Origin of the sequence: Paractinoplanes pyxinae, assembly GCF_026626335.1 — a bacterium.
Classification (GTDB): domain Bacteria; phylum Actinomycetota; class Actinomycetes; order Mycobacteriales; family Micromonosporaceae; genus Actinoplanes; species Actinoplanes pyxinae.
Genome location: NZ_JAPNTZ010000001.1, coordinates 515041 through 528903, shown reverse-complemented (window position 1 = coordinate 528903; position 13863 = coordinate 515041). Strand labels below are relative to the sequence as shown.

Genomic DNA, 13863 nt, shown 5'->3' with positions numbered 1-13863 from the left:
GACTTCTGACCATCGGCCGGCCGGACGTCGAGGTGAGGGAAATGTCAGGCCGCCGGCACCGGCTCCCGGGTGCGGAACTCGTGGATCGGGCGCCAGCGGTCGTGCAGGGTGGTGATCAGCGAGATCATCGTCAGGAAAAACAGGGTGTCCCAGCCGTCGAGCTGGTTGTCGAGGATCCAGTTGGCCAGGGTGGCGAAGGCGATGTTCAGCAGCAGCCGGACGCCGAACGTGGCGGCGATGGTCTTGATGGTCCAGGCGCGGCGGGCGATGGCCAGCGAGACCACGGTGTTGAGGACGACGACGATGGCGGTGCCGACGAACAGGTTGCTCATCGAGCCGGTGTAGTCGGGCAGCATCTCGGCGAAGATGGCGCAGATCAGGCCGAGCAGGAAGACCTTCTCGAGCGTGTTGCGCGACCACACGGCGTCGTACTTGACCCGCCAGGCCTCCCGCTCGTGCGGCTCGTCGATCTGCTCGGGCAGCGGCTCGGGCTTGATCTGCCAGTCCCAGTCGGCCGGGCGCAGCCGGGGCCGGACCACCCGCTGGAACAGGACGACGAGCCCGGCGGCCAGGGCGACCAGCAGCCCGATGGCCCACTGGTGCTTGGCCAGCTCGTCGGTGACGTCGAGCTGGGCCACGTGCAGCCACCACTCCTGCGGCAGCTTGATGACCACCCAGATCAGGCCGGCCGCGCTCAGCCACCAGCTGACCAGGAAGGTCAGCGGCGACCAGCGGGAGCGGACCGTCTCGTACGCGATGAAGAAGTACTCGAAGACGTTCGGGAACACCAGCAGCAACCAGCGCAACTGCGTCAACTCGAACAACAGCGCGCCGGCGAGCCGGTAGAAGAAGAGGAACCGCGAGATCCGGAACGCGGGTTCGCTGGTCCAGTTCCGCAGCGTCGACAGGTAGGCGATGGCCAGGTAATAGACATCCATTGCTTTGTCGTACGACTGATACCCCGGCGGGTCGTAGCCGAACGCCTGGAAGATCGTCTGGTCCACCCCGTCCAGCACGAGGCAGGCGATGACCGCCGGCAACGGGTAGTACGGAATGGCCAACGGCAGCAGAAACCGCGCCGCCACGACGGCGACGAAAACCACGGCAGCCCCGGTGCTCACGGCTACCTATCTTCCGCCCCTGCACCGCCCAGGTCGATCACCGAAACGGCCCGCGTCGCGCAATTGACTGACACAACGGCCCGGCGGGCTCACTCTGGCCGCATGACGTACCGATCGCCACGCGCACCGTCGAGGAGCGACTGGCCGGCCGTGGTCGTCGCGGTCGGCATCCTCCTCCTGTTGGGTGCCGTCCTGGTCACCGCCACCGCTCGCTGGCAAGCCTCGGACGTGCGGGACATCATTGAAACGCTGGCTCCGGTCCTGGGAGTGGTGACAGGCGCCTTCGTCACCTACTTCTTCACCCGGCAGGCGTCCGTCGCGGCCACCGAGGCCGCGCAGACCGCGACCGACGTCGCCGCCCGGACGGTGTCGGACGCGAACGCACAGACCGAGCGTTCGCGCGTCCTGCACAACGCCCTGACCACCGCGGTCACCATGGTCGACGAGAACACCGGCCGGCTGATGCGGGAGAACCCGACGATCAAGGCTGCGCTCGAAGGGCGCTGACCGTGGATGTGCTGCTGGTCCGCCACGGGGCTCGGCTCCCCGGCGAGGGTGAGCTGAGTGGGCACGGGCGGCACCAGGCGCAGCTCGTCGCCCGGGCCTTACGGCTGCGGAAGTGCACCGTCGATTCCTGCTTCAGCAGTTCGAGAAGTCACGCCGTCGAAATGGCGCATCTCTCCCAACCGGACCAGGCAATCCCGGTTCATGAGCTGCCCGCCCTCACACCGTGCGGTGGGCCGGACGACGTGGACACTCTCGTCGAGCAGGCCACCGCTCTGGATCCGGATCTGGAACGGCGCCGGGGTGTTCTGCTGGTCGGGCACGAGGGACGGTTGAGCAACCTCGTCGCCGAGCTGACCGGAACCCGCGCCCGGCCACTGGCGCACGGCGAGGTGGTCTGCGTCCAGGGTGACTGCCTGGCCGACCTGGTGGCGGGGCGCGGGACGATCTGGTTCCGCTATCCGACGTACGACCATCAGGACGGTCAGCTGCAGCCCAAGGTGCAGTCGAAGATGACGGTGTCCACCTTCCTCGCCGGCTTCGTGTTCACCGCGCTCAGCGGCCTGCTGCTGCTGGCCACCGACCGGTGGACGGTCGCCCAGGTGATCGCGGTCGTCGCCCTCGCCTCGTCGCTGGCGCTGTTCGTCGCCTGCGTCTACATCTTCGACCAGCTCGGCATGCCGTCCGGCTTCTGGACCGACTCGTCCCGGCCGCGGCTCTGGCGGCGCTACTACGAGCGGCGTGAGCACAAGCGGGAGGAGCGGTGGCACGCGATCGCCGAGGAGGCGGACGCCGGCGCCGCCGATGATGACGCGCGGTCGTGGGCGCAGGAAGGGCCGCGCTACCACCTCATGGTGAGCACGTCGAAGGTGCTGTTCACGCCGGCGACCTGGCTGGCCCTGATCGGGTTCCTGGCGCTGCTGAGCGACACCGAGGACGTCCGCATGGTGGTCGGGGCGGGGATCGGGCTGGTGGTGGCGGGTGCGTTCGCGCTGAGCCGGCGGCCTGATCTGGGGGCGGACTGAAGGTCGACCAGATTGTGATCTACTTCGGACCCGGGGATACGTCTGACGACTGGTGCCGGGTAACGGGCGACGCTAGGGTTTGCAGCGCTTGATCGACGGCGGGCCGGCGCGGGGATTTTCCGCCGGTCACGGGGCGCCGTGCGCCACCCTTCCTCGAACCGGATTGGAACGACTTTTGACGTCCACATCGGCTGGTCAGGCGGCGGATCGCAACCCGCGGCAGCAGTCCATCGCGCGGCGGGTCGTGCGGCTCGTGCTGGTGCCCAGTGTGGTGGCCCTGCTGATCTGGTTCGCGGCCTCCGGCTACCTGGTCTTCCAGGGCTTCTACAACCGGGCCGTGGCCAACTCGGTGCGGCAGGTCTCCATCCCGGCCGTGACCGCCCTGTCCTCCCTGCAGCAGGAGCGCCGGCTGAGCGTGGCCTACCTGGCCCGCCCGGCCAACGGCCTGACCGCCCTGCTCGACCGCCGCCGGCAGAGCGACCAGCAGGTGGACGCGCTGCGCCAGGCGGCCGACGGCGCGCTCGGGCAGGCCCCGCAGTCGATCAAGGATCGCTGGAGCGAGCTGACCGGCTACCTGGACCGGCTGGCCACCACCCGCAGCGCGATCGACGCCCGCACGATGACCGGGCCGGACGCGTACGCCTTCTACAACAGCCTGCTCGACGCGGCCACCGAGCTGTTCGACAACCAGGCCCGCGTGGTGCCCGACGTGACCGCCACCCAGGGCGGCATCATCGCCACCGAGGTGTTCCGGGCCAGCGACCTCATGTCGCGGGCCGGGTCGCTGATCGACGGCGCGCTCGCCTCGGGCCCGCTCAGCCGGGCCGACTACCTCGAGTTCGTCCGCCTCGTCGGGGCCTACCATTCCGCGCTGGCCACCAACGCGCCGCACTTCGAGCCGGCCGTGCGGCAGCGGTTCGCCGAGATCGAGGCGAGTCCCGAGTGGAAGCAGCTGACCCAGCTCGAGGGCGGCATCACGGCCGGCGGGCCCTGGGCCAAGCGGGTCTCGCCCACGCTCGGCATCGGTGTCGACCGGTGGTCGCAGCTGACGGCGGCGGTCTCGGGTGACCTCATCGACCTGACGATCCGGCAAGCCGACCAGGTGTCCGCGCGAACCCTGCGTACGGGAAACAATCAGCTCCTCACGGCCAGCCTCGGTTCGCTGCTGGCGCTCGCGATCGCGCTGGGGGCGATCCTGTGGGCCGTCCGCCAGTCGCGGGTGCTGGTCGACCGGGCCCTGTCGGTGCGCCTGGCCAAGCTCGGCAGCGACGCCGACACGCTCGTCGACCAGCGGCTGCCCGCCGTCATGGACAGGCTGCGCCGCCGCGAGCAGGTCGACCTGGCCACCGAGTTCGCCGCACCGGACTACGGCGGCGACGAGATCGGCCAGGTGGCCCGGGTCATCAACCGGTCGCTGCAGGCGGCCGCGGGCGCGGCGGTCGACGAGGCCAAGGCCCGGACGGCGGGCACGGCCATGCTGATGGGTGTCGCCCGGCGCCCGCAGCGTCCCCTGCAGCGCGGCCTCAAGGTGGTCGAGGATCTGCAGGCCCAGGTGGGCGACGAGAAGCTGCTGACCAACCTGTTCGACATCCACCACCAGCTCAACCAGACCCGCCGGTTCCTCGAGAACCTGGTCATTCTGGCCGGCGGGCAGATCGGCCGGCGCTTCCACAATCCGGTGGCGCTGCGCCGGGTGCTGCTGGCCGCGTTCGCCGAGGCCCGCAACTACCAGCGGATCACGCTGCGCCGGGCCAACGACGTGTCGCTGGCCGGGCACGCGGTGGCCGAGGTCATCCACCTGCTGGCCGAGCTGCTGGACAACGCGCTGGCCTTCTCGCCGCCGGACACGACCGTCTGGGTCACCTCGAGCCGGGTCCAGCACGGCGTGGCGATCGAGATCGAGGACGCCGGGGTCGGCATGTCGGCCGAGGCCGTCGAGCGCGCCAACACGCTGCTGGCCACGGCGCCGACGCCCGACGTGACGGAACTGCGGGACGGCGCTCAGATCGGTCTGCACGTCGTCGCCGAGCTCGCGAAGCGTGAGGGCGTGCAAATCAGCCTTCGGCGTTCGGCGTACGGGGGTCTGCTGGCAATCGTGCTTCTGCCGGAGCGCATCCTCGTGGGCGCCGACAACGACCGCGAAGGCGACACCCGCGGCATGCCGATCGTGCCCGCGGCCCCGCCCGCCGCCCCGGCCCCGCCTGAGGTGCAACCCAGCCGGTCCGCGGTCGCCGTGCTGGAGCCGGTGGCCGAGAAGCCGGCCGGGAAGCCGCCCCTGCCGCACCGCCGCCCGCAGCAGCACCTGGCCCCGGAACTGCTGGAGGCCGACGAGGAGGAAGAGGACACGGCGGCCATCCCGGTCCGCTCACCCGAGGAGGCCCGCCAGCGGTTCGCCCGGTACCAGCGCGGCTGGGCCGAGGGCGCGGCGGCCGAACGCACCGACGAGAACACCACCGACGCTGAGCAAGGCGGGAACGCGTGACCGATCCGACTACCCCGACCGACCTTCCCTGGATGCTGGACGACCTCGTCGAGGTGCCGCACGTCGTCTCGGTGGTGGTGCTCTCCACCGACGGGCTGATCATCCAGAAGTCGTCGCTCATGGCTCAGGACCTGGCCGAGATCCTGGCCGCGGGCGCCTCGTCGATGTACAGCGTGGCCGCCGGCACCGGGCGCCGGTTCAAGAGCGGGCCGGTGCACCAAGTGATCATCGAGTACGGCGAGCACACCCTGTTCATCGCGGCCGCCGGGCAGAACGCGCGCCTGGCCGTGCTGTGCGAGCAGGACGTCGACATGGGCCTGGTCGCGTACGAGGTGAGCCGGCTGGTGACCCGCATCGGTGACTTCCTGGGCACCGGAGCGAGGACCGCGGCGCCGGTCGACTCGTGAGCTTCGAGACCTGGGACGGCGACGACGAGTCCGCCGCGGGCCGCTTCGTGCCGTTGTACGTGCTGGTCAACGGCCGTACGTCGCCTCGCGACTCCACGCTCGACCTGGCCACGCAGGTGGTGGCGCTGCCGGTCGACACCCGCCGGCTGGAGCCGGAGTACCTCGAGATCGTGCGGCGCTGCGCCGGCTGGATCTCGGTGGCCGAGATCGGCGCCTACCTGCGGCTGCCGCTGGCCATCACCAAGGTGATGGTCGACGTGCTGGTCGAGCAGGGTTACCTCGCGGTCGGCACCCCGGCCCAGCAGAAGATCATCGACACCCACGTGCTCGACCAGGTGATCGCCGGCCTGGAACGGTTGTAGGACGAAGGGACGCAACGTGGACCGGACATCGGTCAAGATCGTCGTGGCCGGCGGCTTCGGCACCGGCAAGACGACGCTGGTGGCCTCGGTGAGCGAGATCCCGCCGCTGACCACGGAGGAGATCCTGACCGAGGCCAGCCTCGGGGTGGACGACACCACGGGGGTGGAGGGGAAGTCCACCACCACCGTGGCGCTGGACTTCGGGCGCATCACGATCAGCCCGGACGTGGTGCTGTACCTGTTCGGCACGCCGGGGCAGGACCGCTTCTGGTTCATGTGGGACGAGCTGGCCCAGGGCGCGGTCGGCGCGATCGTGCTGGTCGACACGCGGCGGCTCGACACGAGCTTCCCCGCCGTCGACTACTTCGAGCGGCGGGGCATCCCGTTCGTCACCGCGGTGAACCGGTTCTTCGGCGAGTGCGACTACACCGAGGACGAGATCCGCGGGGCGCTCGAGCTGGACTCCCGGGTGCCGCTGGTGTGGTGCGACGCCCGGGACAAGGAATCGAGCAAGCTGGCCCTGATCACGCTCGTGCGGCACGCGATGGCCCGGCTGAAGGTCAAGGCCTGATCGGCTCCAGCCGCACCTTGAAATGCCGCAGCATCGGCGGCGTGGAGACGATGCGGTAGCCGGTGATCCGCTCGGGATCCTTGGCGATGCCGGCCAGCGTCTCGGCCACGTACTCGAAATGCTCCTGGCCGTAGACGCGGCGCGGGATGGCGAGCCGGACGAGTTCGAAGGGCGCCGCGGTGACCAGCCGATGCTGCTCGTCCATGGTGCCCAGATACAGCGAACCCAGTTCGGCGCAGCGGATGCCGCCGTCAAGGAAGAGCTGGCAGCCCAGCGAGTGGCCGGGGAACTCGGCCGGCGACAGGTGCGGCAGCAGGCGGCCCGCGTTGAGATAGAGCGCGTGCATGCCGGCCGGCTGCACGATATCCACCCCGGCCTCGTTGATCATGCGGGCCAGGTGCGCGGTCGCCGAAGCGCGCGCTTGCAAATACGCGGGATCCACCACTTCGCGCAGCCCCACGGCGAGTCGCTCCAGGTCGTGTCCCGCCAATCCCCCGTACGTCGAAAAGCCCTCGGTCGCGATAAGCAGGGCCTCACAGCGCGCGTGCAAGCTGTCGTCCCGCAGGCCGAGGCACCCGCCGATGCTCGACAGCCCGTCCTTCTTCAGGCTGATCACGCACCCGTCGGCCAGGTCGAACGCCTGCCGGGCGATAGCCCGCGGCGTCCAGTCGGCGTATCCGGGCTCGCGATCGCGTACGTACCAAGCGTTTTCGGCGAAGCGGGCGGCGTCGAGGAAGAACGGCACGCCGTGCTGACGACAGAGCTTGTGTACGGCGTTCAGGTTGGCCATCGAGACCGGCTGCGCGCCGAGCCCGTTGTTGGTGATGGTCATCAGCACCAGGCCGACCTTCCCGCCCTCGGGTCCGGCGAGCAGGGCGGCCAGCGCGTCCACGTCTATGTTGCCCTTGAACGGCTCGTGGCTGTCCAGGTCGAGCGCCTCGGGACAGGGCAGGTCGCGGGCCTCGGCCCCGGCCAGCTCCACATTGGCGTGCGTGGTGTCGAAGTGGGTGTTGCTCACGCAGATCTGGCCCGGCCGCAGCATCGTCGAGAACAGGATGCGCTCGCCGGCCCGGCCCTGGTGCACCGGGAGCACGTGCGGGTAGCCGGTCAGGTCGGCCACCTCGTCGAGGAAGCGGAACCACGAGCGGGCGCCGGCGTACGACTCGTCGCCCAGCGCGGCCGCCGCCTCCTGAGCGGCCGAGGTGGCGCCCGTGCCGGAGTCCGAGAGCAGGTCGATGGTGATCTGGTCGGCCCGCAGGTTGAACGGGTTGTAGCCCGCCTCGCCGAGGGCGGCGGCCCGTTCGGCGGGGCTCAGGAACGGGATCGGCTCGACGACCTTGATCCGGTACGGGGACAGCGGCACGGTTTCTCCTTGTCGGTCAAGCTGCGGGTACCCACACCGATCGGGGCGGGGTGACGTCGTACGCCTCGGCGGACAGATAGACCGTGACGCCCGGCCGGGGCGGGCCGAGCCGCAGCGAGACGTGCGCGATCAGGCCGACCCCGGCGCCGAGCGGGCGGCGGGACACCGCGGCCACGCAGCGGTGCAGCAGGGCCGGGCTGAAACCGTGGTGCGCGACGAGGGCGGCGGCCCGGTCTCGGGCCTCCAGATCGTCGTCGACGTAGTCACGGATCGGCACGTAGACGCTGTAGCCGACCGGCTGGGCGGCGCCACCGGCCAGCGTGTAGCTGCCGACCAGCGGGCGGCGGTCGAAAGGGCCGGGGCCACCGGCGGATCGGCAGAAGTCCGCCACCTCGTCCGGGTCGACGCCGGGCACCACGGCGGCCGCCCGGGCGGCGTCGGCCGGGTCGGCGTCGTAATGGCTGACGTAGAGCTTCACCCGGGCCTGGGGGCCGTCGTGCAGGTCGAGGGCGAAGAACGAGAGGCGGTCGCGGCGGCCCAGCTCGCCGGGGCGGATCGAGCGGGCCAGCATCATGCGGTAGGCATCGCGCAGGCCGAGCGTGCCCAGCGCCTCCTCGACCAGTTCGGGGGCGCGACTTATTCCGGCCACTTCCGGGTTGAAGTAGACCTTGAACTCGGGGTCGCGGCCGTGCCGGAACACCAGCGAGCACCACAGCGCGAAGCTTCCGCCGGGCGTTGTCGCGGCGCTTTTGGTGAGCGTTGGAGCGGCGCTGCCGGGCCAGGTCGGCGCGCTGCTGGTCGGGCTGGCCGCCGTGAACAGGTTGCGGATGGCGTCGAGGCGGGTCGTGGCCAGGCCGAACCGGTCGGCGTTGGCGGCCAGGAACGCGTACGCGGCCTGGGTGTTCGACCCGAGGCCGGGCGCGATCCCGGGCACCTCGGCCAGGATGCGCAGGGCCGGCGGCTCGTGGTCGTTGAAGGCGACGGAGAACTCGACCGGCGAGTGATCGTCGGCGATGTCGGAAAGCCAGGCCGGCGGGTCGGCCAAGGAGCGGGCGCCGTGCGGTCCGAGCAGGCCGGCCAGCAGGTCGAGGGGAACGGCCGGGTCGAGATCGAGCACCCGGCACAACGGGTTGAGCTGCCCGGCCAGATGTTGAAGGACCGAGAAGTGGCGCATGGAGTTTTCCTGTTCCGCGGCTGGGGGGAAGATCCGCTGACTCACCCATCGTGAGTGGACAGTCACCCTTAGTCGAGAGAGACATGGATCACAATGCAGCCTGGATCGGCGTCTCATCACGAGCGGTGACGTCCGATAAGGATCAATCACCCGACGTCGGGCGAACAGCAGCTACTGTTCGCAACCGTCTGCGGAAACAGGAAAATGCCTCATCTTAGATGGGTGATCACCTCGTCCACGGTGGTCACGTCGGCGTACTTGGCGCCCAGATCGAAGAGATTCGCCTAATGCACCTCGGGAGTGCGGTCGCCACAGGCGTCGGCCGCCACCACCGGGTGGAAGCCGTGTTGCATCGCGTCCGTGGCGCTGGCCCGCACGCAGCCCGAGGTCGAGACGCCAGCGATGATCGTGGTGTCGACGCCGCGGGCGGTCAGCGTGGCCGCCAGCGACGTGCCGAAGAAGGCCGACGCGTACTGCTTGGTCACCACCACCTCGCCCGGGGCCGGGGTCAGCTCGGGCACGAACTCGGCCACCTCGGAGCCCTCGACCAGGGCGGCCAGGGCCGGCACCTTCCGCACGAACAGGCCGCCGTCGCTGAGGTCGGGCGAGAACCGTACGCGGGTGTGCAGCACCGGGACGCCGGCCGCACGGGCGGCCGCGAGCAGGGCGGCACACCCGTCCAGCGATTCCCGGGAGCCCAAGTCGAACGGGCTGCCGGGCGTGAAGTAGGCCCGCATCATGTCGATCAGGAGCAGGGCCGGGCGGCGCCCCCAGCCGAGGGCGCCGCCGAACGGGGTCTCCGTCACGTCCACACCGGCCCGCTGCCCGAGGCCGGACTCATGTCCACACCGGCTTCTTCGGGGCGGGCAGTCCGGTTTCCTCCTCGCAGCGGGCCAGGATGTCGTCCATCGAGCCGCCCATGTCGAACACCGGCAGCTCGTCCGGCCGCTGTGCGCGCATTTCCTGCCTCAGCGCTTCCGTCCCCGCGAGGTCGGCCTCGCCCTCGGTCACCACTACGCCATACGCGCGGGCGCCTTCAGCCGTGACCAGGCCGCGCCGGACCTCCTTGGCGACCAGCGCGGGATCGCGCTCGAGCGGGTCGCCCCACCCGCCGCCGCCCCAGGTGACGAAGTGCAGCACGTCGCCCGGGCGCACCGGCACGTCGTGACACTTGCTGGGCAGGATTTCGCGTTCCCCATCGGCCCGGTTGATCCACTTGGTGCCGCGAGCCCCGGGCGCGCCGCCGTTGACGCCCCACGGGTACATCAGCCAGCGGTCGTCGTGGATGGCGATCGTGCCCGGCTCGAGGAACCGGTAGGCCACGTCGACCCCGTTGCCGCCGCGGTGCAGCCCGGCGCCGCCCGTGTCGGCCACCGTCTCCCACTTCTCGATGCGCAGCGGGTAGTACGACTCCAGGAACTCGCACGGGATGTTGACGAAGCTCGGCCACAGCGAGTGCCCGTCCGGCCCGTCACCGAGCGGCCGCCCCGGAATCCCACCGAACCCGATCGAGTAGAGCTGGAACCACTCCCCCTTGCGGTCGCCGCCCGAATAGTTGCCGGAATACATGAAGTGCGGCGACGACGAGAAGCCGGCCGCGTTGAGCAGCGCCGGATTTGTCTGCCCGAGCAGCCCGCCGAACAGGTCGAACACCCGGCCGATGCCGTGGTTGCGGGCGTTCAGGGCGGCCGGGTGCTTCGGCTTCCAGTACGAGCCGTCCGGAATCGTCACGTCGACCAGCGGATAGAAGCCGTCGTTCCAGAGGATCTGCGGGTCGGCCACGGTGATCATGTAGATCCCGAAGAACATCCGGGCCAGGTTCTCGTTCAGGTAGTAGTTGACCGGGCCGATGGCCTGCGGCGACGACCCGCTGAAGTCCAGGTGCACGCGTTCGCCGGTGCGGGTCAACGACAACTTCAGCTCGTACGGGCCGTAGCCCACGCCGTCGTCGCAGATGTAGTCCGTGAACGAAAGCGTGCGGCCCTCTTCGAACACCACCTGCAACAGCGTCTTCATGGCGTCGTAGTTGCGCTGCAGCAGGGCGTCGAGTGCGGAGACGTACGTCTCGACGCCGAAACGAGCGCACATCTCCTGTACGCGGCGGGTGGCCGTGCGGCAGGCGGCGACCAGACCGTTCAGGTCCGCGCGGTTCCAGTCAGGAACGCGCACCTGATTGAGGATGATGCGCAACGCGTCCTCGTTGAGCTTCCCGCCGTCGTACAGCTTGAAGGGCGGGATGACCACGCCCTCCTCGTAGATGGTCTTGGCGTCGGTCGGCATCGACGAGGGCGTCTTGCCACCGACGTCCGACATGTGGCCGAACATGGACGCCCACCCGACGACCCGTCCGTCGAAGAAGATCGGCATCACCACGAGCCAGTCGTTGGCGTGGCTGATCGCGGCCCCGCACGAGTACGGGTCGGAGGTGAGCAGGACGTCGCCCTCACGGATCTCGCCCGCGAACCCGGCTAGGAAGTCGGGGATCGAAAGGCCGAACTGGCCCACCACCATCTTGCCGGCCGGGTCGGCGATGAGCGGGAACTCGTCGTGCTGCTCCCGAATGCCGGGCGACAGCGCCGTACGGAAAAGCACCTCGTCCATCTCGTAGCGAGCGTTGCGCAGCCCGTTCTCCACGAGGTCAAGCGTGACCGGGTCGACGTCTTTACCGGCCAGGGCCGCGGTGTTGGTCTCGACGATGGTCGCCATCTCAGGCCTCCTTGACCGAGGTGATCAGCGGACTGCCGGTCTTCGTCCCGGCTCTCCTGGCCGGGATGACCATCAGGCGGCCGCGGGCGGGGGTCGTCGCCATCTCAGGCCTCCTTGGCGGGGGTGATCAGCAGGCTGCCGCTGGCGTGGGTGGTGGCGATGTGGCCGGGCAGGATGAGGGTCGTCGAGTCCATCTCGGTGACGATCGCGGGGCCGGCGATGACGTCGCCGGCCTGCAGCTTGAGGCGGTCGTAGAGGTCCGCGTCGACGAACTCACCCTCGACGTAGATTCGCGTGCTGCCTGACTTCTCGGGCTTGCCGTCCCCGGGTTCCAAGTGGGTGGGTGCTACCCGCGGGCGCTCGCCGGTGACCGTGGCGCGGGCGTTGACCAGCTCGTGGTCGACCGGCAGCGTGAACGAGAACAGCCGATCGTGCTCGGCGTCGAACCGCGTCGCCAGACCCTCAGGACCGTCCGCCAGTTCGAACGTCACCGGCAGCTCGTTGCCCTGACCGACGAACCGGACGTCCGCCGAGTAGGTGACGGTCTGCTGCTCCTTGGCGATTCCCTGATCGACCAGCCGCTGGGCCGCGGCCTCGGCCAGCTCGCCGAAGATCTGCTCGAGATCCGACGAGCTGAGGTCGCCCAGCTTGCGCAGGACGGTCCGGGCCGACTCGTCCCGGGCCGACGTGGTGGCGTCGCCGAGGGCACACAACACGCCGGGTGACGGCGGCACGATCACCGGCCAGGCGCCGGTCAGCTTGCCGAGGGCATTGGCGTGCAGCGGGCCCGCCCCACCGAACGCGACGAGCGCGAAGTCGCGCGGGTCGAAGCCCTGCTGGACGCTGACCAGGCGCAGGCCGCCGAGCATGTTCTCGTTGACGATGTCGATGATCCCGGCCGCGGCCGCTTCGGCGCTGTCCAGGCCCATGGCGTCGGCGATCGTCTGCACGGCGGCGCGGGCCGCCTCGCGGTCGAGGCTGATCTCGCCGCCGGCGAGCGTCGTCGGCAGATAGCCGAGCACGACGTTGGCGTCGGTGACCGTCGGTTCGGTGCCGCCCTTGCCGTACGCGGCAGGACCCGGTTCGGCGCCGGCCGACTGCGGGCCGACGCGCAGTGCGCGGGTCAGTTGCGGGACGTGCGCGATCGAACCGCCGCCGGCGCCGACTGTTCGTACATCGACCGCCGATGCGCGAACGCTCAGATCGCCGACTTTTGTCTCCCGGCCGATGCGCGCTTGAGCGTTTTGCACGAGGGCGACGTCCGTCGACGTTCCACCCATGTCAAAAGTGAGCAGTTCGGTGTGCTCGGACTGCTCGGCCACCCACACCGCGCCGGCCACGCCACCAGCCGGGCCGGAGAGCAGCATCGTCACCGGCGCCGCGATCGCCGCGTCGGCTCCGGACAGGCCGCCGTCGCTGCGCAGGATGGACAACTCGGCCGGAACGCCCTCGGCGGTGAGCTTCGCGGACAGGTTCGCAACATATCGCGCAACTTGGGGCTGCACGTATCCGTTCGCAACCGTCGTCAACGCTCGCTCATATTCGCGCATCTCCGGAAGGACGACGCTCGACAGTGACACCTCGATGCCGGGCAGCTCCTCGGCCGCGAGTTGAGCGATGCGACGCTCGTGCGCATCATTCGCAAACGCGTTGATGAGCGAAACGGCCAACGCCTCGACACCGTTCGCGCGCAACTTGCGCAAAGCTGCGCGAGTTGCTTCCTCGTCCAGTTCGTGCACGACCGTGCCGTCGCTGCCCATCCGCTCGGGCACCTCGACGGTGTTCTCCAGCGCGGCCAGCGGCTCGGGCTTGGGCCAGATGATCCAGCCGGCCAGGCCGCCGGGCACGAACGAGCGGGCGATCTGCAGCACCTGCCGGAAACCCTGCGTGGTGACCAGGCCGACCGTCGCGCCCTTGCCCTCCAGGATCGCGTTGGTCGCCACCGTCGTGCCGTGCAGAACGTTCGCCACCGCGGCGCGGTCGATGCCGGCCTCCGCGCACACCTTGTCGATGCCGTTCAGGACGCCCACGGACTGATCGCTCGGCGTCGAGGCGGTCTTGGCCCGCCAGGTAGATCCGGAATCCTCGTCGACCAGCAGCACGTCGGTGAACGTGCCGCCCACATCCACACCGAGCCGATATGACATC

12 protein-coding genes are annotated in these 13863 nt (G+C 69.9%); 6 read left to right on the top strand and 6 right to left on the bottom strand.

Annotated features, from left to right (window positions below):
• Window positions 1–44: 44 nt before the first annotated feature.
• Window positions 45–1121, bottom strand: a complete 1077-nt coding sequence (locus tag OWR29_RS02340; protein ID WP_267560602.1) for a hypothetical protein — start codon at window positions 1119–1121, stop codon at window positions 45–47.
• A 150-nt stretch (window positions 1122–1271) separates the two neighbouring features.
• Here OWR29_RS02340 and OWR29_RS02335 point away from each other — a divergent pair, with 150 nt between their 5' ends.
• The 6 genes from OWR29_RS02335 (at window position 1272) to OWR29_RS02310 (ending at window position 6472) form a co-directional block, all read left to right on the top strand.
• Window positions 1272–1628: a hypothetical protein gene (locus OWR29_RS02335; RefSeq protein ID WP_267560601.1), complete on the top strand. Its 357-nt coding sequence runs from the start codon at window positions 1272–1274 to the stop codon at window positions 1626–1628.
• Between the two features lie 242 nt (window positions 1629–1870).
• On the top strand, window positions 1871–2650 hold the full coding sequence (locus tag OWR29_RS02330) for a hypothetical protein (RefSeq protein WP_267560600.1): 780 nt from the start codon (window positions 1871–1873) through the stop codon (window positions 2648–2650).
• A 175-nt stretch (window positions 2651–2825) separates the two neighbouring features.
• Window positions 2826–5132, top strand: a complete 2307-nt coding sequence (locus tag OWR29_RS02325) for a sensor histidine kinase (protein WP_267560599.1) — start codon at window positions 2826–2828, stop codon at window positions 5130–5132.
• The gene (locus tag OWR29_RS02320; protein WP_267560598.1) at window positions 5129–5539 is read left to right on the top strand and encodes a roadblock/LC7 domain-containing protein; all 411 of its coding nucleotides are present in this window, start codon (window positions 5129–5131) and stop codon (window positions 5537–5539) included. Before OWR29_RS02325 ends, OWR29_RS02320 begins: the two co-directional genes overlap by 4 nt.
• Entirely contained in the window at window positions 5536–5901 is a 366-nt protein-coding gene (locus OWR29_RS02315; RefSeq protein WP_267560597.1) for a DUF742 domain-containing protein, read from the top strand. Before OWR29_RS02320 ends, OWR29_RS02315 begins: the two co-directional genes overlap by 4 nt.
• Before the next feature lie 16 nt (window positions 5902–5917).
• Complete coding sequence (locus tag OWR29_RS02310; protein ID WP_267560596.1) at window positions 5918–6472, top strand: GTP-binding protein; 555 nt, start codon at window positions 5918–5920, stop codon at window positions 6470–6472.
• Here OWR29_RS02310 and OWR29_RS02305 read toward each other — a convergent pair.
• The 5 genes from OWR29_RS02305 to OWR29_RS02285 all read right to left on the bottom strand — a co-directional run bounded on the left by OWR29_RS02305 (window position 6462) and on the right by OWR29_RS02285 (window position 13862).
• Window positions 6462–7835, bottom strand: a complete 1374-nt coding sequence (locus tag OWR29_RS02305; RefSeq protein WP_267560595.1) for a tryptophanase — start codon at window positions 7833–7835, stop codon at window positions 6462–6464. The genes OWR29_RS02310 and OWR29_RS02305 overlap by 11 nt on opposite strands.
• Before the next feature lie 16 nt (window positions 7836–7851).
• Window positions 7852–9009 carry a tryptophan dimethylallyltransferase family protein gene (locus OWR29_RS02300; RefSeq protein WP_267560593.1) on the bottom strand — a complete coding sequence of 386 codons (1158 nt, stop codon included), beginning with the start codon at window positions 9007–9009 and terminating at the stop codon, window positions 7852–7854.
• A gap of 284 nt (window positions 9010–9293) precedes the next feature.
• Window positions 9294–9815 (bottom strand): isochorismatase family protein, encoded by a 522-nt coding sequence (locus tag OWR29_RS02295; RefSeq protein WP_267560592.1) that lies wholly within the window; start codon window positions 9813–9815, stop codon window positions 9294–9296.
• A 31-nt stretch (window positions 9816–9846) separates the two neighbouring features.
• Window positions 9847–11715 (bottom strand): hydantoinase B/oxoprolinase family protein, encoded by a 1869-nt coding sequence (locus OWR29_RS02290; RefSeq protein ID WP_267560590.1) that lies wholly within the window; start codon window positions 11713–11715, stop codon window positions 9847–9849.
• Between the two features lie 104 nt (window positions 11716–11819).
• Window positions 11820–13862 (bottom strand): hydantoinase/oxoprolinase family protein, encoded by a 2043-nt coding sequence (locus tag OWR29_RS02285; RefSeq protein ID WP_267560589.1) that lies wholly within the window; start codon window positions 13860–13862, stop codon window positions 11820–11822.
• Between the last annotated feature and the right edge of the window lies 1 nt (window position 13863).